This window comes from Polaribacter sargassicola, from assembly GCF_021991835.1.
Taxonomy (GTDB): Bacteria; Bacteroidota; Bacteroidia; order Flavobacteriales; family Flavobacteriaceae; genus Polaribacter; species Polaribacter sargassicola.
Genome location: NZ_JAHDAU010000007.1, coordinates 1 through 23,398 on the forward strand (window position 1 = coordinate 1; position 23,398 = coordinate 23,398).

A 23,398-nucleotide genomic window follows, 5' to 3' on the forward strand; every position below is an offset into this window, starting at 1 on the left:
GAGGAACCTTTAAAAGATTGCATGAACAAGGTCATGAAGTTCATTTAGGATATCAAACCTCAGGAAATATTGCTGTTGCAGATGATGAAGCTTTAAGATTTGCCAGTTTTGTATGTGATTACAACGAAAAATTTGGAATAGAAAGTCCAGAAGCAGAAGACATCTTTAAAAAAGCAGTTACTTTTTTAAAGAATAAAAAAACAAGCGAAATAGATTCTTTAGAGGTAAGAAAGATAAAAGGATTAATAAGACAAGGAGAAGCAAGAGCCGGATGCCATTATATAGGTTTACCAGATGAACAAATCCATTTTATGGAATTGCCATTTTATGAAACTGGAGCGATTAAAAAGAATCCGATAGGGATTGCAGATGTAGAAATTACTAAAAAATTAATCGAAAAGATAAAACCACATCAAATTTATGCAGCAGGAGATTTAGCAGATCCACATGGTACACATAAGGTTTGTTTAGACGCTATTTTTGCAGCAGTAAAAGAGTTGAAATCAAAAGATTTTATGAAAGATTGTTGGGTTTGGTTATACAGAGGTGCATGGCAAGAATGGGGAGTTGATGAAATAGAAATGGCGGTACCAATGGGACCAGATCAAGTTTTAGAAAAACGAAAAGCTATTTTTAAACATCAATCTCAAAAAGACGGCGTTGTATTTCAGGGAACAGATAGTAGAGAATTTTGGCAACGAGCAGAAGACAGAAACAAAGAAACAGCAGATTTGTATGATCAATTAGGATTGTCTCATTACGCTGCAATGGAAGCTTTTGTAAGATGGCATTATTAATAATAAAGTAACTTTAGTAAAAAAAATAAAAAATGATTCTAAATAAAAAGAACTTTATAAAGTTTAGCTTTTTAGCAATATTTATGTTAGTTGGCTGTAAAGAAGAAAAGGAAGTTGCAGCTAAAAAACCGAATATCATATTTATTATGAGTGATGATCATGCTTATCAAGCAATTAGTGCTTACGGTCATGGTTTAAACAATACGCCAAATATTGATAGAATAGCAAACGAAGGAGTAATTTTTAATAAAGGGTTTGTAAATAACTCAATCTGTGCACCAAGTAGAGCAGCAATGCTTACAGGAAAACACAGTTTTAAAAACGGAAAAGTAGACAATATTCGTCCGTTTAATTGGGATCAAGATAATTTTGCTAAAGATTTACAAAAAAACGGATATCAAACTGCTTTGGTAGGTAAAATTCATTTAGATGGCTTACCACAGGGGTTTGATTATTCTAATGTGTTACCGGGTCAAGGTCAGTATTATTCTCCAGACTTTATAGAGAACGGAGAAAAGAAAACATACCCTGGTTATATTACAAATGTTACTACAGATATTGCTTTAAATTGGTTAGAAACAAAACGAGATAAAGAAAAACCATTTTTATTAATGTATCACCAAAAAGCGCCACATAGAACATGGATGCCAGAAGAAAAATATTTGACTTTAATGGATAGTATCACTTTTGATCCACCTGCAAATTTCTTTGATGATTATGAAGGTAGACCAGCTGCTGCGGGTCAAGAAATGAGTATTTACAAAGACATGGATTTAGTTTATGATTTAAAAATGCTTGATAAGGAAGGTGAGCTTAAAACGAAGTACCGAGGCATGTTTCAAAGAAAGTATCATAGAATGACTGATGAACAAAAAGCCGCTTGGGATGCTTATTACGATCCTATTATTGCAGATTTTAAATCTAAAAATTTAAAAGGGAAAGAATTAGCAGTTTGGAAATATAATAGATATATGCATGATTATCTTAGAACTATTCAGTCTGTAGATGATGGAGTTGGTGAAGTTTTAGATTATTTAAAAGAAAATGGTTTAGAAGAAAATACGATAGTTGTTTATACATCAGATCAAGGTTTTTATTTAGGAGAACACGGTTGGTTCGATAAGCGTTTTATGTACGAAGAATCTTTTAGAACTCCTATTTTAATGAAGTATCCTAAAGAAATTAAAGCAGGTACTGTAATTGATGAGTTAGTACAAAATATAGATTTTGCACCTACATTTTTAGATTATGCTGGTGTTAAAATTGATGAATCTATACAGGGAGAATCTTTAAGAAAATTAGTAAAAGGTGAAGCAAGTGAATGGAGAGATGCTATTTATTATACTTTTTACGAATATCCTGCAGAGCATAAAGTAAAACGTCATTACGGTGTTAGAACAGATAAGTTTAAATTGATTCATTTTTATTATGATGTAGATAAATGGGAGTTGTATGATTTAGAAAAAGATCCAACAGAAATGAATAATGTGTATGAAGATTCTAAATATGCTTCAATAAAAGAAGAAATGCATCAACAATTAGAAAAAATGAGAACTAAATATGGTGATAGCGACGAGTTAAATCAAAAGAATCTAAACAATTATTTAGAAGCAAAAAATATTAAACACTAATATAAAATATCAATTAAATGAAAAAAAGACATATACTTTCTTTATCATTCTTACTTATAATTAATTTGAGTTATGCTCAAAATAAGGTGAATTATTTAGAAGAATCTAAAGAAGATTTTAAACAAAGAATGCAATGGTTTTCCGATGCAAAATACGGTATGTTCATTCATTTTGGTTTATACAGTCAATTAGGTGGTATTTATAAAGGAAATGATAAAGGGCGTTATGCAGAGTGGATTCAAGGAAATCAAAACATACCATCAGAAGAGTATGCTAAACTAATTAATACTTGGTATCCTGAAGATTTTGATGCTCGTAAAATAGTAAAATTAGCTAAAAAATCTGGAATGAAATATTTGGTAATTACAACAAAACATCACGAAGGTTTTTGTTTGTGGGATTCTGAATATACAGATTTTGATATTGCAAATTCACCGATGAAAGGACGCGACTTAGTTAAAGAATTAGCAGATGCTTGTAAAAAAGAAGGTATTGTTTTTGGTACTTATTATAGCATAACAGATTGGCATCAAGGATCTCAATATGTAGAAGAAGGCAAAGGTTGGGGAATGATGAAAATGCATGAAGGTAGAAAAGAAGAATATGTTCAGTATCTAAAAAATCAGATAAAAGAATTAATTGTAAACTACGATTCTAATATTATTTGGTTCGATGCAGATTGGGTAGATTGGTGGACTTTAGAAGATGGTAAAGATTTATATCAATATATAAGAGAGCTAAAACCAAGTATCATTATTAACAATAGAGTTGCTAAAAGAAAAATATTTAAAAAAGATTTTGGTACACCAGAGCAATTTCATTTAGAAAATAAAGTAGATTATTATTGGGAAGCTTGTTATACAATGAATGATTCTTGGGGATTTAAAATTAAAGATACCGATTGGAAAAGTCCAGAAGAAATTTACGAGAAATTAAAAGATATTAATGGTAAAGGAGGTAATTTTTTATTAAATATTGGGCCTGATGGTAACGGAAATGTACCAAAAGAGTCTGTAAAAATCTTAAAGAAAGTTGGTAAGATGTTAAAAAAAGAAAAAAAAGAGAATTAAGATGATATCAAAAAAAGTAATTTTTAGTCTTCTATTTTTATCTTTAGTATCATTTGGTTGTAAAGAAGCAAAAACAAAAGAAGAAAAAGTAAAACAACCAAACATACTTTTTTTGTTTACAGATGATCAAAGAGGAGGAACAATTGGTGCTATGGATAAGTACAATGTTCAAACCCCAAATATGGATCAACTTGTAAAAAACGGTACATCATTTACAAATTCTTATATTTTAGGAGCTACAACAGCAGCTGTTTGTTCGCCTAGTAGAGCAATGTTAATGACTGGTAGACATTATTTTAATATAGAACCAAATGTATACGCACAATTTGCTTTTAACAAAGAAGACAAAGGTAAAAGTGATAAACTAACATTTCCAGAATACTTTAAAGCCAATGGTTATACCACTTTTGCAACAGGAAAACAACACAATGGAGAACCTTGGATAGAAAGAGGTTTTACTAAAGTTAAATCTGCTTTTTTAGGCGGAATGACAAGACATTTTGGTACAAAAGTAAAAGATTATACACCAGAAACAGGTTGGTCTGAAGGGTATAAAGATGATGAAAAATTTAGTAGCGAAGTTTTTGCTGATGCTGCAGTTAGTTTTTTAGATTCTTATAAAGAAGAAAAACCATTTTTAATGTATGTTGCCTTTACAGCACCTCATGATCCGAGAACAGCACCACAAGAATATCATAATATGTATCCGGCACAAGATATTACTGTGCCAGAAAACTTTATGGCACAACATCCTTTTGAAATTGCAGATGATCATATTAGAGACGAGGTTTTAGCACCGTTTCCAAGAACAGAAGCTATTGTTCAAAAAGAAATTTCAGATTATTATGCAATGATTACTGCTACCGATAATCAAATAGGTAGAATATTAAAAGCATTGGAAGCTTCGGGTGAGGCAGATAACACAATTATTGTTTTAGCAGGTGATAATGGATTGGCACTTGGCCAACACGGCCTTTTAGGTAAGCAAAATGTTTACGAACATAGTGTAAGTGTACCAATGGTTTTTGTAGGTCCAAATATTCCTAAAAATGAAAAGAACAATGCATTAGCATATTTGCATGATATTTTTCCAACATTATGTGGTTTAACAGGTTTAGATATTCCAGAATCTGTACAAACAGAAGATTTAACAGCTGTAATTAAAGGTGATAAAAAAGAAGTTAGAAATAGTATGTTTTATGCTTATAATTCTTGGCCAGGAGAAGCTTATAAACCAAAAGTAAATAATCATGGTGGTCACAGAGCGGTTCGTAAAGGTGATTTTAAATTGATTGTAAGTTCTAAGAAAGATACATATAACTATCAATTATTCAATCTTAAAAAAGATTCTTTAGAGCTAGTAAATCTTTATGATGATAAAAATTATAATGATGTAAAAGAAGATTTAACATTAGAGTTAAAAAAATTAATAAAAGAAGTTGGTGATCCAGCAGATTTGTCTAAAAAAGAATTTGGAATTTTTGATCACCCTGAAGACTATAATTTTAAGACTAAAAAATAACCTTTTTAAATAAGATAAAGTTGATGCCTAAACTTAGTAAATTAATATGTTGTACGTTTTTTTGTGTGTTAATAGCTAGTTCGCTAACAGCACAAGAAAAAGTATTATCCTGGGAAGAGTTGTCAGAGCAATATGAATGCCCAGAGTGGTTTAGAGATGCTAAGTTTGGTATTTGGTTCCATTGGGGACCGCAATCTCAACCTGAACAAGGTGGTGGTTGGTACGCGCGTCATATGTATATGCAAGACGTTGGGCGTCAGAAATTTGGTAAAATGGCCAATCCATATCATTTGCAAACATATGGTCATCCTTCAGAATTTGGCTTTAAAGATGTTATAAATGAGTGGAAAGCAGAAAATTTTAATGCTGAAGCTCTAATCAATTTTTCAAAAGAAAACGGCGCAAAATATATTGTAGCGTTAGCAAATCATCATGATCATTTTGATTTGTTTGATTCTTCTTATCACCCTTGGAATTCTGTAAATGTTGGTCCTAAAAAGGATATTATTGGTGAGTTTGAAAAAGCAACGCGTAATGCAGGTTTAAAATTTGGAGTTACCAGTCACGACGATCGTTTTTTAAATTGGTGGAAACCCGCTTTTGGTTCAGATAAAGACGGGAAATACGCTGGTGTACCTTACGATGCACGTTTAACTAAAGCAGACGGCAAAGGCAAATGGTGGGAAGGTCTAGATCCAAAAGATTTATACGGCCCAGCTCCTGAAGATCGTACACCAGAAATTATTGAAGATATTAAGAAAAACTGGCTAAAACGTCACATAGAATTAGTTGATAAATACAAACCAGATTTATTATACAACGACGGATTTAACTTTACTTACGGTGATTACGGCAAAGAAGTAACACGTAAACTTTATAATAATAGTTTAAGCGAAAACGGTAAAATTGATGCTGTAATGCTTTTAAAACGTAAAGCAAAAGGTACTGTAAACGAAGTAGAATCTGGTGGAAGTAATACTTTACGTGAATATCCTTGGCAGTCTGAAATTACATTTACAGATTGGTTTTACAAAAAAGATCGTCATTTAACACACAATGCGCGTACTATTCTTGAAATGTTAATTGAAGCGGTTAGTAAAAACGGAAACTTACTATTAAGTATGGAATTAAATCCTGATGGAACGATTCCTCACGAAATTAAAAAGAGTGTTGTTATTGTTGGTGATTGGTTAAAAATTAATGGTGAAGCCATTTACGGCACACGTCCTTGGAAAGTTTTTGGAGACGGAAAAAGTGTAAGAGGAGAAGAAGTTGAAACTGTTGAAGGAGAATTAAGAAATGCTACCGCAAACCAAAAACATGGCGAGCACTTTAATCAACGTACTACAGCAACTCCAGCTTTTGCTAATGATGAAGTTAGATTTACTACAAAAGGAGACGATTTTTACATTATAGTAATGAATCCTAAAGGAGGCGAGTTTGTCATTCCTTCTTTTGCAAAATCGAGCGAAGTAAACCCAGGAATTTTAAAAGGTTTAACACAACTATACGATGGTAGAAAAGTAGCATTTAAACAAACAAATAACGGTTTAACTATAAATATGCCTGCTGTAAATGGAGATAGTTATCCTGTAGTTTTAAAAGCGAAATTTAAAAAGTAAAGAAGAAATGAAAAAGATCGTTTTAACATTAATTACTGTTCTATCAATTACCTTTTCAATAAACGCACAGCGTAATGCTAAAGTGCATTATGTGAAATTAGTTGAAGGTGAAAAAATAGCTTCTAATCCAATAAAAACTCAAGAAGCAAAATCAGAAGGTAAAGGTATTTCTGTTAGAATTTATCCAGATATATCTTTTCAAACCATAACAGGAATTGGTGGTGCTTTCAATGAAATAGGAGGAGAAGCATTAATGTCTTTAAGTGAAGCACAGCAAAATGAGATTATGAAAAATCTTTTTGATGTTAATGGTGCAAATTTTACAGTGTGCAGAACAGCTATTGGTGCTAGTGATTTTGGTATAGATGCTTATAGTTATAGTGAGGTTGCAAACGACTTTAAAATGAAAAACTTTTCTATAGAAAGAGAACGTACAAGCGTTATTCCTTTTATTCAAATGGCTTATAAGTACAATCCAGACATGCAATTATTTGCATCGCCTTGGAGTCCTCCAGGTTGGATGAAAGAATCGGGGTTAATGGATAGAGGTGAAGAATTTCCTGAGAAAAACGTTTTAAAAGACGATCCGAAAATTTACAAAGCTTACGCTACATATTTTTCTAAGTATGTTGATGCTTACGCTAAAGAAGGTATTACAGTCAATAAAATTGTTATTCAAAACGAACAGGATATTTCAACAAAATACCCGTCTTGCCACATGCCACCAGAGCAAATGGGAGAGTTCGTAATTAATTATTTACGTCCACAGTTCGAAAAAGATAATATACCAGCAGAAATTTGGGCAGGTTCTTTCCGTACAGCAAAACGTTTAGATGGTTTAGAGTTTGTATCAAACAAAACATGGAGAGAAGCGGTTGATGGTATTGGTGTACAATACATGAATGCTAGACAAGTAGAAAATATGGAAGCAGTTTACCCAGATATTAAATTTTTACATACCGAAGGTAATTGCTACGGTGGTAAAAATAGTGTAAATCAAGCATTTTCTAGATTTAATGAGGTTGCCAGTTTTATCAATCATGGTGTGCCAAATTTTTGTTATTGGAACATGATTTTAAATGAAGACTCTTCAAGTGGATGGGGATGGAAACAAAACAGTTTAATTAAAATCAACAGAAAAGATAAAACAGTAACGTATAATCCAGATTATGCTACTATGGCACTTTTTGGAAGGTTTATGAAACCAGGTATGAAACGTGTAGCTTCTGCATCTTGGTATGGCGATACAATTACACTTAAAGATGATAATAACGTTTACCTTTTTATTAAAAATGAATCAGATAAAACAAAAACTTTTGACATTTGGTTAAAAGATAATCAAGCTCAAATTGTAGATATTCCGGCAAATTCTATTTCGGTAGTAGAAGTAAATTATAAATAACCCTAAGAAAAATTTAAAGTGATAAAAAATAAAAAACATATATTATTAGTTTTAGCTTTAATAGCAATAACATTAGTTAAAGCACAAGAAAAATTACCATATTTAGATACATCATTATCTTTTGATGAACGTGTAGACGATTTAGTATCTAGAATGACTCTTGAAGAAAAAGTAGGTCAAATGATGAATGATGCACCTGCAATTCCTCGTTTAAATATTCCTGCTCATGAATATTGGAATGAAGCTTTACACGGTGTAGCGCGTGCAGGTAAAGCCACAGTATTTCCTCAAGCAATAGGTTTAGGTGCTACCTTTGATGAAGAGTTGATTTTAGAATCTGCTACTGTAATTTCTGATGAAGCAAGAGCAAAACATCACGAAGCTTTGCGTAATAATTCTTTTGAAAGATATGAAGGCTTAACTTATTGGACACCAAACGTAAATATATTTCGTGATCCGCGTTGGGGTCGTGGACAAGAAACTTATGGAGAAGATCCTTATTTAACATCTCGTATGGGAATTAGTTTTGTAAAAGGTTTACAAGGAGATGATGACAAATACTTAAAATTAGTTGCAACGCCAAAACACTTTGCAGTACACAGTGGTCCAGAGCCAGAAAGACATTTTTTTGATGCAGCTACTACAGAAAGAGATTTATATGATACTTATTTGCCTGCTTTTGAAGCTACTGTAAAAGAAGGTAAAGCATACTCTATTATGGCAGCTTATAACAGATATATGGGTACACCATGTTGTGCAAGTCATCAGTTATTAGATGAAATTTTGCGTAAAGATTGGGGGTTTGATGGGTTTGTTGTTTCAGACTGTAATGCAATTAGAGATATTCATGATTATCATAATTATGTAGATTCTAAAGAAGAAGCTGCCGCTGTAGCTGTAAAAGCTGGTTGCGATTTAAACTGTGGTTCTCGTTACGAGTTTTTAATTAATGCAGTTGCAGTTGGAGATATTACTGAGGCAGAAATTAATGTATCTTTAAAAAGAATACTAAAAGCTCGTTTTAAATTAGGAATGTTCGATCCTGCAGAAATTGTACCTTATGCAAGTATTCCTATGGATGTGGTAAGTTCTAAAAAGCACAGAGATTTAGCATTAGAAACTGCTCAAAAATCTATAGTATTATTAAAAAATGAAAATAAAACTTTACCGTTAAAAAAAGATTTAAAATCTATAGCAGTTATTGGGCCTAATGCAAATGATTTAGAAGTGCTTTTAGGTAATTATAATGGGTTTCCATCGCAATATTTTACTCCTTTAGACGGTATTAAAAATAAGGTTTCAAAAGATACAAAAGTATATTATGAAGCTGGTACAGAATTAATTTCTAAAGAACCTACAATGTCTTTAGTTTCTGCAGAATTTTTAAGTTTTGGAGATGAAACAGGGTTACAAGCAACTTATTATAATAATCATGATTTTTCAGGAAAACCAGTTGCAACCAGAGTAGAAGAAGTTATTAACTCTAATTGGAACTTAAGCCCTGTTAAAGGATTAGATGAAGCTAAATTTGCAGTAGAATATATAGGAAATATTAAAGTAGAAATTTCTGGTGATTATGATTTAGGATTACAAAGTCATCATAAAGCATATACTTTAGAAATTGATGGAAAAGTAATTGTAGACAATTCAGATAGACCAAAAAGAAGAGTGCTTAAAGAAACTGTTTACTTAGAAAAAGGAAAGTCTTACAAAGTAAACATTAAATATTATCACGAAGGTTATCCTGCAAAATTAAAATTCATGTGGGCTTCTAAACAAAAATCATCTTTTGATAAAGCCATAGAATTAGCAAAAAAATCTGAAGTTGTAGTATTTGTAGGAGGAATTTCTCCTGGTGTTGAAGGAGAGCAAATGCCTGTAAACTCAAAAGGTTTTGATGGTGGAGATAAAACAAATATTGATTTGCCAGAAGTACAAACAGAGTTGCTTAAAGCACTTCATAAAACGGGTACACCAGTAATTTTAGTTTTATTAAATGGTAGTGCTTTGGCTATTAATTGGGAAAATGATAATTTGCCATCTATTGTAGAGGCGTGGTATCCTGGTGAGCTAGGTGGTAAAGCCATTGCAGATGTGTTGTTTGGTGATTATAACCCTTCTGGTAGATTACCAGTAACTTTTTACACATCACACAAAGAATTATCACCGTTTGTTAATTATAGTATGAAAGGTAGAACTTATAGATATTATAAAGGCGAAGCTTTATATCCTTTTGGTCATGGTTTAAGTTATACTAATTTTAAGTATGATAAATTAAAATTATCAAAAACCAAAATCACCAAAACAGGTACAACTCAGGTTTCTGTTAAAGTTAAAAATATAGGCGATTTAGAAGGAAATGAAGTTGTACAATTATATGTAAAAGATGTTAAAAGCTCTGTAAAAAGACCTTTAAAAAGTTTAAGAGGAATAAAAATAATTAGATTAAAACCAGGAAAATCAACAACAGTCACTTTTGAGATTACACCAGAAGATTTAGAATTTTTTGATACAATAAAACGTGAAAAAATTGTTGAATCAGGAATTTTTGAAATTGGTATTGGTGCTGCGTCAAATAATTTTGAGACAGTAAATCTAGAAGTTATAAATTAAATTTTTATATAAATGAAGAAGTTACTGCAGTTAGATATTATTATAGTTTTAGTTTTTGCGTTATTTATAACTAGTTGTAAAAATAAACCTAAAGAAGAGCAAAAAGAAGCTACTTCAAAAAGACCTAATATATTATTTATTATGTCTGATGATCATACTTCTCAAGCATGGGGAATTTATGGTGGTATATTAGAAAATTACGCACACACACCAAATATTTCTAGATTGGCAGATGAAGGTACTGTTCTAGAAAATTGTTTAGTTTCAAACTCTATTTGTACACCAAGTAGAGCAACTATTTTAACAGGGCAATACAGTCATGTAAATGGCGTTAAAATTTTAGATGCTGGTTTATCGCCACAATACAATAACATTGCTAAAGAAATGCAAAAAGGTGGTTATCAAACGTCAATTATTGGTAAATGGCATTTAAAACAAGAACCAGCAGGTTTCGATCATTATGCAGTGCTTCCTGGTCAAGGAGAATATCACGATCCAGTAATTAAAACTGCTGATAATTGGAAAGATTATTACGAAGGTGGTAAACAATACAAAGGTTATAGTTCGGATGTTATTGCTGATATGACTATCGATTGGATTGAAAATAGAGATAAGGATAAACCATTTATGGCTATGTGTCATTTTAAAGCAACACACGAACCTTACGATTACCCAGAGCGTTTTGCGCATCTTTATAAAGATGAAGAAATTCCAGTGCCAGATTCGTTTTACGACAGCAGTGCATCTGTAACAGGGCGTTCGTTTTTAGGACAATCTATGGATAATTTAAAGCAACGTTATTTAGATGCTACGGCAGATCCTTCTTTAAGACATGATTTCATGAATTATCCAGGGTTACCATTTTCGGTTGATGGATTAACTAACGAGGAAGCACGTTACAAAACCTACCAAAAAATGGTGAAAGATTTTATGCGTTCTGGTGCCGCGGTAGATGATAATATTGGTAAACTTTTAGATTATTTAGAAGCCAACGGACTTGCAGAAAATACTGTAGTAATTTACACTGCAGATCAAGGTTATTTTTTGGGTGAACACGGTTGGTTCGATAAGCGTTTAATTTTCGAAGAATCTATTCACATGCCGTTCGTTATTCGTTATCCAAAAGAAGTAAGAGCAGGCGCAAGAAATAAAGATTTAATCGAAAATGTAGATTTTTCAGCATTATTCGCAGATTATGCCGGAATCGATTATCCAAACGATATGCAAGGGCGCAGTTTCCGTGAAAACTTAAAAGGAAACACACCTAACGATTGGAGAGATTACGGCTACTATCGTTACTGGGATCATTCCACAGATCGTCCTGGACATTTTGGTATTCGCGGACAACGTTATAAATTAGCGTTCTTTTACGGCAACGGATTCAAAGGAGCTGCTCAAAATCAATTCTGGGATTTTTACGATTTACAAGAAGATCCGCACGAATTACACAACGCATACAACGACCCAAAATACAAAGATATTATTGCCGATATGAAAGCTGAAATTTTAAAACAACGCGAGGCTATTGGTGATACAGATGCAGATAATCCAGAAATTCTTGAGATTATTAAAAAACACTGGAATTAATATTCAACAAAAGTAAGTAACAAAATGCATAGTAAACTTAATACACTTTTTAGCCTAATCTTTTTAAGCATAATAACACTAAGTTGTAAAGCACAAAAAGAAACTAAGCCTAACATTATCATCATTATGGCAGACGATATGGGTTACGGCGATTTATCGTGTTACGGCAGTACATTAATAAATACGCCTAACCTCGATAAAATGGCTTCAGAAGGTATTAAGTTTACAGATTTTCATGCCAACGGTCCCGTTTGTAGCCCTACCAGAGCTGCTATTTTAACAGGTAAATATCAACAACGCGTTGGTATTGATGGTGTGGTTACAGCCAAACATCATCGTGATAAAGGTTTAGCTGTTAGCGAAAAAACCTTTGCCGATGCTATTAAAAAAGCAGGTTATGTAACCGGAATGTTTGGCAAGTGGCACGTGGGTTACAAAAAAGAATTTAACCCAATTAACCAAGGGTTCGATGAGTACATTGGTTATGTTTCTGGTAATGTAGATTATCACTCACACATCGATCAAGAAGGCTACGAAGATTGGTGGGTTGGCGATACTATTAAAAATGAAAAAGGTTATTCTACAGATTTAATTACCGAACATTCTGTAGATTTCATTAAGCGACATAAAGACGAACCTTTTTTACTTTACATTCCGCACGAAGCGCCTCACGGGCCATTTCAAGGCCGTAAATCTGCTGCAGAACGTTACGTAGGTTGGAAAAATGGCGCTAAGCAAAAAGATAAAATGTCTGATGAAGAACTCAACAACATTTATAAAGAAATGGTTGAAGTTATGGATGAAGGTGTTGGTGAAGTAATGAAAACCTTAAAAGAACTGAATATAGATAAAAACACGATTATATTCTTTTGTTCAGATAACGGTGCATCAAAAAAAGTAGGTAGCAATGGTGGTTTAAGAGGGTATAAATCTACCTTATGGGAAGGTGGTCATCGTGTATCTGCAATGGCTTGGTACCCGGGAACAATTCAACCAAACCAAGTAAATAACGAAACGGTTTTAACCATGGATTTATTTCCTACGATCATGGATTTAGTAGGTGCGGAACAACCAGAAAACCTAGATGGTGTAAGTTTAAAAGATAATTTAATTAAAGGCGAGCCCTTAGCAGAAAGAGATTTGTTTTGGGGCTATGCTGGAAGAAAAGCCATTCGTCAAGGCGATTGGAAACTTATTCTTCGAAACAAAACAGCAGAACCTTTATTGTTTAATTTAAAAGAAGATATAAGAGAAAATAATAACCTCGCTCAACAACACCCAGAACTAGTTAAAAGTTTAACTAAAAAACTAGAAGCTTGGGGCGACGATGTTTATGCAACAACTAAATAATAACCATTAATGAAATATTCAATTTATATCGCTTTAAGTATAGCTATTTTATGTTTTAATAGTTGTTCTGAAACTAAAACGACAGATAAACCAAAAAGACCTAACGTGCTTTTGGTTATCACAGACGATCAAGGTTTTGGCGATATTGGATATTATGGAAATCCGCATATTAAAACCCCAGTTTTAGATAGTTTAGCCAGTAAAAGTGTACGTTTCGACGATTTTTCGGTAAACCCAGTGTGTGCGCCAACACGTTCGGCAATCATGACAGGAAAGTACTCCATGGCAACAGGTGTGCACGATACTTACAGAGGTGGTGCAATGATGGCGCCAAGTGAAGTTACCATTGCCGAAATTTTAAAAGAAGCAGGTTATAAAACCGGAATGATTGGTAAATGGCATTTAGGTGATAATTACCCAATGCGTCCACAAGACCAAGGTTTCGAGTATACACTAAATCATTTATCTGGGGGAATTGGGCAATACGGCGATTGGCCAAATACGTTGAAAAGAGACAGCAGTTACTTCAATCCTATTTTATGGAAAAACGGTAAACAAGTGCAAACTCAAGGATATTGTACCGATGTTTTAACCGAAGCAGCAATGGATTATGTTGAAGACAACAAAGACAATCCATTCTTCCTATATTTATCATATAATGCGCCTCACGGGCCATTGCAATTACCACAAAAATATTACGATATGTACAAAGATGTAGATATCGATGCGGGTTTAATTAATCAAGGAAAACCATATCCAAATGTTACCGAGCATAGTAGAGAAAATTCCAGAAAAGTCTACGGAATGGTTACTAATATTGATGATAACTTAAGATTATTATTTAAAAAGTTAGAAGATTTAGGCATAGATGAAAATACACTAGTTATTTTCATGACAGACAATGGGCCGCAACATCCAAGATACATTGCAGGGATGCGCGGTAAAAAAGGTTCTGTTTTTCAAGGCGGCGTACGTGTACCAAGTTTCTGGTATTATCCAAAAGCGTTTAAAGAAGCCAGAGATATAAAAACGCCAGCCGCTCATTACGATATTTTACCAACATTAGCCGAACTTACAGGAGCTTCATTACCAGAAGGTTTAAAAATTGAAGGCGAAAGTTTATTACCATTATTAACCAAAACAGAAGAGGCTTTACCAGAACGCATCATTAACCGTTATTGGGCAAGAACAGCGCCAGTGCATTACAAAAATGTATCTACAAGAAAAGGCGAAATGAAATTAGTTGGTGTTGGTAAAGATGAAGATGGTAACGATAAATTTGAATTATTTAATTTAAATGAAGATCCTTACGAACAAAACGATATTTCAGCAGAACATCCTGCTTTAGTTGAAGAATTAAAAGCCGAAATGGATACTTGGTTAAATACCATGGAAACTTCAGAACATATTGTAAATTCACCAATGCCAATAATTGGAACGGTTCATGAAAATCCTGTAATGCTAAATCAGAATGATGCTCTTTTCTTAAAGAAAGAAGGTGTTAAAAAAGAATTTATTTATTGGGATGTTATTGTAGATGAAGTAAAAACGTTCAATATCACAGTGCATTTTGATGCGCCAATAGCTACAACTGGCGCGTTAGAACTAGATTTAGGTTCGCAAACAAAAACAGTAAAAATTGAAGCTAACGGACAAACAAGTTTCAGTTTTAATAATATAGAATTACCAAAAGGCAAAGTAACCATAATGCCTAAAACTTATTTAAAAAGAAAAGGCGAGTTAAAATATGCCTATCCATTTTACATTGAAATAAAAGGATAATCAGGAGGATTTAAATGAAGAAACATATAATACATACCATAAAAAAGCTAAGTATTATTGCTTTAGCAATTACAATTTCAAGTTGTAACAACGTTAAAAGCGATCAACAAAAAGAAACGTTTAAATTACAATATGATGAGCCTGCTGAAAAATGGACAGAAGCTTTACCTGTGGGTAATGGTAGTTTAGGCGGCATGATTTATGGTGGTGTTTCACAAGAACACATTCAGTTTAATGAAGAAACCTTATGGCGTGGTCAACCTCACGATTATTCGCACGAAGGCGCTGGTGAATATTTGGGTGAAATAAGAAACTTGTTGGCTACAGGAAAGCAGTTAGAGGCTCAAAAATTAGCTCAAGAGCATTTTATGAGCGATCCTATAAAACAAATTCACTATCAGCCTTTTGGAGATATTTATTTCGACTTTAAAAATCACGAAAACTATAAAAACTATAAACGTGAGCTTAATTTAAATAATGCCGTAAGTTCGGTTTCTTATACAGTAGAGGATGTAGAATATAAACGCGAAGTACTATCTAGTTTTCTAGATCAAATTATAGCAATTAATGTATCGGCAAGTAAAGAGAAAGCTTTAAATTTCGATTTATGGTTAGATGCCATACATGAAGATAAATCGGTTGTTACTTCAAACAATACACAAACCCTTGTAGTTAAAGTAAAAGACGGTGTATTGTGGGGAGTTTCAACCTTGAAAATTAAAACCGATGGAACGGTAACTACTACCGATGGTAAATTACAAATTACCGATGCTTCAAACGCTACGGTATACTTATCTGCAGCCACAAATTATGTCGATTTTAACGATGTAACCGGAACACCAGAAAAAATAGTTCCAGAAACTTTAGTAAATGTACAAGATCAAAGTTTTGAGTTTGTAAAAGAAAGACATATCTCCGATTATCAATCGCTTTACAACCGTTTTCAAATTAGTTTTGGCGATAATGGAAAATCTAAAAACGCAACCGATAAACGTATTGCCGATTTTAGCGAAACACCTAACGATCCGCAATTGGTGGCTCTTTACGTGGAATACGCACGCTATTTAACCATTGCAAGTAGCAGACCAGGAACTAAACCAGCAACATTACAAGGCATCTGGAACGATAAATTAACGCCGCCTTGGTTTAGTAGTTATACCACCAATATTAATTTAGAAATGAATTATTGGCCGGTAGAAATGTATAATTTAAGTGAATGCCACGAGCCACTTTTCGATTTAATTGAAGATTTATCTATAACAGGAGCCAAAGTTGCAAAAACACATTATAACGCCGATGGTTGGATTGTACACCATAATGTTGATATTTGGCGAGGTGCTGCTCCTGTAAATGCATCGCATCACGGTATTTGGTTAGGTGGTGCCGCTTGGTTATCATCACATATTTGGGAGCATTACTTATTTACGCAAGACAAAGAATTCTTAAAAAAACGTTATCCGTTACTTCGTAATGCGGCTTTATTCTATAGTCAGTTTTTGTATGAAGATCCAAATACAGGATATTTAATTAGTTCGCCTTCAAATTCACCAGAAATAGGAGGTTTAGTTGCTGGCCCAACTATGGATCATCAATTAATTCGAGCTTTATTTAAAACCACTATTGAAGCTTCAAAAATTCTAGATCAAGATGCAGAATTTACATCAACCCTTCAACCCATGATTAATAAAATTGCGCCAAACCAAATTGGTAAACACGGGCAATTACAAGAATGGATGGAAGATAAAGATAACCCAGAAAATCATCACAGGCATGTATCGCATCTTTGGGCAGTTCACCCAGGAAACGAAATTAATTTTGATGAGACTCCAGATTTAATGCAAGCTGCAAAACAATCTTTAGAATATAGAGGAGACAATGGTACAGGTTGGAGTTTAGCATGGAAAATTAATTTTTGGTCGCGTTTTAAAGATGGCGATCACGCTTATAAATTATTGCATAAATTATTAAGTCCTGCCGAAAGACCAAATGGAAAAGTTGGCGGTGGTTCTTATCCTAATTTATTTGATGCGCATCCACCATTTCAAATAGATGGTAATTTTGGAGGTGCTTCAGGTATTTTAGAAATGCTTTTACAAAGTCAGTTAAACTACATCGAATTATTACCAGCATTACCAAGCACGTTGTCAGAAGGACATGTTTCTGGAATTTTAGCACGTGGCGGATTTGAGTTAGCATTTTCATGGGAAGCAGGTACACTTAAAAACGTGTCAGTTTTATCAAAAAGCGGCATGCCTTGTGTGTTAAAATATGGAGACAAATCTATCGAGTTTGAAACCGAAGCAGGTAAAACCTACAATTTTGATGGTTTATTAAACAAAAAATCGTAATGCAGAAATTAACATTCATATTACTTTTTATAACGGCTTTTTTCAGTCCTAAAGCAGTATGCGCTCAGGCTAAAAACTCCAAACCCAATATTGTTATTGTTTTTACAGACGATCAAGGCTATCAAGATGTTGGTGTATTTGGCTCGCCATTAATTAGTACACCAAACTTAGATAATATGGCTAAAAACGGTATAAAATTCACCGATTTTTATTCTGCATCATCGGTATGTTCGCCATCAAGAGCTGCTCTATTAACAGGGTCTTATCCAAATCGTGTTGGAGTACCTCAGGTATTATGGTCAAACCTTAAAGGAGGTTTAAGTAATGAAGAAACTACCATTGCCAACATGCTAAAATCTCAAAATTATGCCACGGCTTGTATTGGTAAATGGCATTTGGGCGACAAGCAAGAATATTTACCAACATCACAAGGTTTCGATATGTATTATGGCATTCCGTTTAGTAACGATATGTCGGTTAATCCAAAATCTAAAATTTCAAAAAATATTGTGTTTAGAGAAGGTATGACTTTAGATAGTTTGCGTGACAATAAATGGAGAGCAAGCAGAGTCCCATTATTAAAGCAAGATGAAGTTATAGAGTATCCCGTAGATCAATCTACCATAACACAACGCTATACCGAACAAGCAATACAGTTTATTAAAGATAATAAAAACGAACATTTCTTTTTATACTTGGCACATTCAATGCCACACGTACCGCTTTATGCATCGGCTAATTTTAAAGAAAAAAGTAAAAGAGGGCTCTATGGCGATGCTGTAGAAGAAATAGATTGGAGTGTTGGAGAAATTTTAAAAACTTTAAAAGAACAAGGGCTTGATGAAAATACCTTAGTTATTTTCACATCAGATAACGGGCCTTGGACTTCAAGAGGAGAACATGGTGGAAGTGCTTTACCGTTAAGAGGGCATAAAAATGAAACTTTTGAAGGTGGTTTTCGCGTACCAATGATAGCGCAATGGAATGGAAAAATTAAACCAGCTTCAGTAAGCGATAAAGTGATTTCTACTATCGATGTTTTACCAACTGTAGCCTATTTAACAGGAGCAGATTTACCAGAGAAAAAAATAGACGGAAAAAACATTTGGCCTATACTTTCAGGTAAACAAAATAAAAAATCACCTCATAAAAAAGAAGGCTTCTTTTATTACAAAGATTTTAACCTTGAAGCAGTAAGACAGGGAGATTGGAAATTAAGAATAATAGAAGACGATGTAGCACTTTATAATTTAAAAGACGATATATCAGAACAACATAATTTAGCGTCAACATATCCTAAAAAGGTTAAAAAACTTAAAAAATTGATGCTAAATTTTGATGAAGAATTACAACAAAACAAAAGAAACCAACAACATTTACGCAGCAAATAATGTCAATTAAAAACATCTTACAAATTACTTTAATGAGTATCGTTTTCTTTTCTTGTAAAGAAAAAGAAGAGAAAAAGAGCACTACAAATGCAACAAAACCCAACATCATTTACATTCTTGCTGATGATTTAGGTATTGGCGATGTATCTATTTACAATGAGAACTCTAAAATTGAAACACCAAATATCGATGCCTTGGCGAATAACGGCGTAATGTACACCGATGCCCACACAAGTTCTGCAGTTTGTACGCCAACACGTTATAGCATTTTAACAGGGCGTTATAATTGGCGTACCTCGTTAAAACAAGGTGTGGTTAGTGGTTATTCAAAATCATTAATTCAGCCAGAACGTTCAACCGTTGCCGATTTATTAAAAAACAACGGTTACAACACTGCTTTTATAGGTAAATGGCACATGGGCTGGGACTGGGATATTACAAAACCAGATTCTTTAGGTTTAGATATCGATAACTTAAAAGCAAGACCAGAGGTAGATTTTACAATACCTATTAAAAATGGCCCAAATACACATGGTTTTGATTATAGCTATGGATTTTGTGGTTCTTTAGACATGCCACCATACGTTTGGGTAGAAAACGATATGCCAACCAGCGTACCAACAAAATATACCAAAGGTAAAACCAAACAAGGTACTTGGCGTTATGGCTTAACGGCCGATAATTTTGAGCACGAACAGGCATTACCAGAAATTACAAAACGTACCGTAAGTTATATTAAAGATAATGCAAAAAAAGACGATCCGTTTTTTGTGTATATGCCGCTGCCTGCACCACACACGCCAATTTTACCAACCGATGCTTTTAAAGGTAAAAGTGGTTTAGAAAATCCGTATGCCGATTTTGTTATTATGGTCGATTGGGTTGTTGGAGAAGTTACAAAAGCTTTAGAAGCTAACGGTATTTCAGAAAACACATTAATTGTTTTTACTAGCGATAATGGATGTTCACCAACAGCTAATTTCAAACAATTAAAATCTAAAGATCACAATCCAAGTTACGTTTATAGAGGCACAAAATCTGATATTTTTGAAGGCGGACACCGTGTGCCATACATCATGACATGGAAAAATAACATTCAGCCAACAAAAACAGAACAATTGGTTTGTACTACTGACTTTTTTGCAACTGTAGCCGATGTTTTAAATATTGATTTAGAAGATAATGTAGCAGAAGACAGCTTCAGCCATTTAACAAATTCTGAAGCTCCAAAACGCGAAAGCATCATTCATCATTCTGTTCGAGGTGAGTTTGCCTATCGTAAAGGCGATTACAAAGTTAATTTCTGTAAAGGTTCTGGCGGATGGAGTTATCCAAATATCAACACTAAAAAAGCAATTTACGATACACTTCCAATGGTTCAATTGTATAATGTTAAAACCGATGCTGCCGAAACCAAAAATTTACAAGCAGAACATCCTGAAATTGTAAAGGAATTTAAAGCAGATTTATTAAAAATTATAAATGATGGCAGAAGTACTGTTGGTGCAAAACAAGAAAACGATGGTACAAGCGATTGGCCACAATTAGAAAAACTGAAGAACACAAAATTATAGTTAACAAAAAGATGAAATATAAATTAAACATAAAACAGGTATTTACGTGTTTGCTTTTAGGAGGAATTATTACAATTTCTTTATCGTTTACAGATAAAAAAGATCCGCCTTATAAAAACCCTAAACTTCCTGTTGAAGAGCGTGTACAAGATTTGTTAAGCCGAATGACTTTAGAAGAAAAGTTCTGGCAAATGTTTATGATTCCTGGCGATTTAAGCATTGGTAAAGACAAATTGAAACACGGTATTTTTGGTTTTCAAATTTCATCAAAAGGAAAAAATGATAATGCCGCAGAGCAAATTATGGATTACGGTTCTACCGGAAGTGCTCAAGATATGGCAAACGAAATTAACAAGCTGCAAAAGTACTTTTTAGAAGAAACACGTTTAGGTATTCCTATCATTCCGTTTAATGAAGCGTTACATGGTTTAGCGCGCGATGGCGCTACGGTGTACCCACAAGCTATTGGTTTAGCCGCTACTTGGGATACTAATTTAGTTGGAGATGTTGCAAAGGCAATAACTAAAGAAACTAAAACACGTGGTATTCGTCAAATTTTATCGCCAGTTTTAAATATTGCGCGCGATGTGCGTTGGGGACGTGTAGAGGAAACTTACGGCGAAGACCCATATTTAACAACGCAAATGGGCTTATCTTTTATTAGTGAGTTTGAAAACGAAGGCGTTATAACTACGCCAAAACACTTTGTTGCCAATGTAGGTGCTGGTGGTCGCGATAGTTACCCAATTAGTTTTAACGAACGCTTATTAGAAGAAATTTATTTTCCAGCTTTTAAAGCTGTTTTTCAAAAAGCAGGTGCACGTTCGGTAATGACGGCTTATAATTCTTTAGATGGAACACCTTGTACATCAAACGCTTGGTTACTAAGAGATAAATTAAAAGGCGAATGGGGATTCGATGGTTTTGTAATTTCAGATGCTGGTGCAACTGGTGGCGCCAATGTATTACATTTTACTGCAGCAAATTATGCTGAAGCTACAGAAGATGCCGTTGAAGGCGGTTTAGATGTGATGTTTCAAACCAACTATAACCACTTTCCATTATTCTGGGAAGCTTACGAAAAAGGTATGGTTGATATTAAAGCTATTGATGAAGCGGTTAGCCGTATTTTAAAAATAAAATTTGAATTAGGTTTATTTGAAGATCCTTATGTTGATGCTAAAGAAGCCGACAAATGGAACGGACACCAAACACACCGTGAGTTAGCTAGAAAAGCAGCTTCAAAATCTATGGTGTTGCTTCAAAATAACAATTCGGTTTTACCTGTAAGCAAATCAAATAAAAAAGTAGCCTTAATTGGTCACGATGCTAAAACAGTGCGTTTAGGTGGTTATAGCGGTCCTGGTAACGATAAAGTTTCGTTTTACAATGGTGTAGCTGCTAAAATTGGAGAAGCTAATATTAGTTATGCCGAAGGCGTTTCGCTTAAAGAAGAAAATTACACCGTTATTGCACCAAAATATTTATCGTCAACTAAAGATGGTAAAAAAGTTGAAGGTTTAAAAGGCGATTATTTCGATAACATAACATTAAGCGGTTCGCCAAAAGTGGAACGTGTAGATAAGAAAATCGGTTTTGGTTGGACCTTATTTTCACCTCATAAAGATTTACCTTACGATTGGTATTCTGTGCGTTGGACAGGAAAAGTTAAAGCACCTAAAACAGGAATTTCAAAAATTGGTATTGAAGGTAACGATGGATATCGTTTGTATTTAGATGGTAAATTATTAATTGATAATTGGCAAAAGCAATCGTATAATACCATTTTAAAAGAATTTTATTTTGTTGAAGGCAAAGAATACGATGTAAAAATTGAATTTTACGAATCTGCAGGAAATGCTAAATTCAAATTTATTTGGGATGCCGATGTAACCCAAGAATGGGAACAGCAAATTAAAGATGCGGTTACAGCTGCAGAAAAAAGTGATGTTGCCGTTGTATTCGCTGGTATTCACGAAGGTGAATTTAGAGATCGTGCTTTATTAGCTTTACCAGGACATCAAGAAGCATTAATAAAAGCCGTTGCTGCAACAGGTAAACCAACTGTGGTTGTGTTAGTTGGTGGTAGTGCGATTACTATGGCCAAATGGAAAAACGATGTAGATGGTATTATCATGGCTTGGTATGCTGGTGAAAACGGAGGTAATGGTTTTGCCGATATTTTATTTGGTGATGAAAATCCTGCGGGACGTTTACCAATTACATTTCCGGTTGATGAAGCCCAATGTCCGTTATACTACAATAACAAACCAACAGGTCGTGGCGATAACTACCATAATTTAACAGGGCAACCTTTATTTCCATTTGGTTACGGCTTAAGTTACACCTCATTTGAGTATTCAAATATAGCATTCAGTAAAAATAATATAGCGCCAAACGAATCAATTGAAGTAACTTGTACCATCACCAATTCTGGTAAATTAGATGGCGAAGAAGTGGTGCAACTTTACATTCGTGATGAGTTATCATCAGTAGCACAACCTATTAAATCACTTAAAGGATTTCAGCGTATTGCCTTAAAAGCAGGTGAATCTAAAACCGTTACTTTTACTTTAGATAGTGAAGCTTTATCTATGTTAGATATTAATTTAAAGCGTGTTGTTGAACCTGGAGATTTTAGAATTATGATTGGTGCATCATCAAAAGATATCCGTTTAAGAAAAATTTTAACCGTAAAATAACCAAAAA

General features: G+C 33.7%; 14 protein-coding genes. All 14 read left to right on the plus strand.

Annotated features, from left to right (window positions below; translation table 11 throughout):
- Positions 1-797 (plus strand): PIG-L family deacetylase (locus KI686_RS11800; protein WP_368735870.1); only part of this gene is annotated, 797 nt, incomplete at its 5' end.
- Positions 798-829: 32 nt separating this feature from the next.
- Entirely contained in the window at positions 830-2,428 is a 1,599-nt protein-coding gene (locus tag KI686_RS11805) for a sulfatase family protein (RefSeq protein WP_237589524.1), read from the plus strand.
- A 17-nt stretch (positions 2,429-2,445) separates the two neighbouring features.
- Positions 2,446-3,498: an alpha-L-fucosidase gene (locus KI686_RS11810; protein ID WP_237589525.1), complete on the plus strand. Its 1,053-nt coding sequence runs from the start codon at positions 2,446-2,448 to the stop codon at positions 3,496-3,498.
- Position 3,499: 1 nt separating this feature from the next.
- Positions 3,500-5,020, plus strand: a complete 1,521-nt coding sequence (locus KI686_RS11815) for a sulfatase family protein (RefSeq protein WP_237589526.1) — start codon at positions 3,500-3,502, stop codon at positions 5,018-5,020.
- A 23-nt stretch (positions 5,021-5,043) separates the two neighbouring features.
- Positions 5,044-6,642: an alpha-L-fucosidase gene (locus KI686_RS11820; protein WP_237589527.1), complete on the plus strand. Its 1,599-nt coding sequence runs from the start codon at positions 5,044-5,046 to the stop codon at positions 6,640-6,642.
- A 7-nt stretch (positions 6,643-6,649) separates the two neighbouring features.
- On the plus strand, positions 6,650-8,044 hold the full coding sequence (locus KI686_RS11825; RefSeq protein WP_237589528.1) for a glycoside hydrolase family 30 protein: 1,395 nt from the start codon (positions 6,650-6,652) through the stop codon (positions 8,042-8,044).
- Positions 8,045-8,062: 18 nt separating this feature from the next.
- The gene (locus KI686_RS11830; protein ID WP_237589529.1) at positions 8,063-10,657 is read left to right on the plus strand and encodes a glycoside hydrolase family 3 C-terminal domain-containing protein; all 2,595 of its coding nucleotides are present in this window, start codon (positions 8,063-8,065) and stop codon (positions 10,655-10,657) included.
- Positions 10,658-10,669: 12 nt separating this feature from the next.
- Positions 10,670-12,244: a sulfatase family protein gene (locus KI686_RS11835; protein WP_237589530.1), complete on the plus strand. Its 1,575-nt coding sequence runs from the start codon at positions 10,670-10,672 to the stop codon at positions 12,242-12,244.
- A 24-nt stretch (positions 12,245-12,268) separates the two neighbouring features.
- Positions 12,269-13,594, plus strand: coding sequence for a sulfatase (locus KI686_RS11840; protein ID WP_237589531.1), 1,326 nt, complete (start codon positions 12,269-12,271; stop codon positions 13,592-13,594).
- A gap of 9 nt (positions 13,595-13,603) precedes the next feature.
- Positions 13,604-15,376: an arylsulfatase gene (locus KI686_RS11845; RefSeq protein WP_237589532.1), complete on the plus strand. Its 1,773-nt coding sequence runs from the start codon at positions 13,604-13,606 to the stop codon at positions 15,374-15,376.
- A 14-nt stretch (positions 15,377-15,390) separates the two neighbouring features.
- Positions 15,391-17,724, plus strand: coding sequence for a glycoside hydrolase family 95 protein (locus KI686_RS11850; RefSeq protein ID WP_237589533.1), 2,334 nt, complete (start codon positions 15,391-15,393; stop codon positions 17,722-17,724).
- Complete coding sequence (locus KI686_RS11855; RefSeq protein WP_237589534.1) at positions 17,724-19,115, plus strand: sulfatase family protein; 1,392 nt, start codon at positions 17,724-17,726, stop codon at positions 19,113-19,115. The genes KI686_RS11850 and KI686_RS11855 overlap by 1 nt, the downstream gene beginning before the upstream one ends.
- On the plus strand, positions 19,115-20,689 hold the full coding sequence (locus KI686_RS11860) for a sulfatase family protein (protein ID WP_237589535.1): 1,575 nt from the start codon (positions 19,115-19,117) through the stop codon (positions 20,687-20,689). The genes KI686_RS11855 and KI686_RS11860 overlap by 1 nt, the downstream gene beginning before the upstream one ends.
- 11 nt (positions 20,690-20,700) lie before the next feature.
- Positions 20,701-23,391: a glycoside hydrolase family 3 protein gene (locus tag KI686_RS11865; RefSeq protein WP_237589536.1), complete on the plus strand. Its 2,691-nt coding sequence runs from the start codon at positions 20,701-20,703 to the stop codon at positions 23,389-23,391.
- Positions 23,392-23,398: the final 7 nt, after the last annotated feature.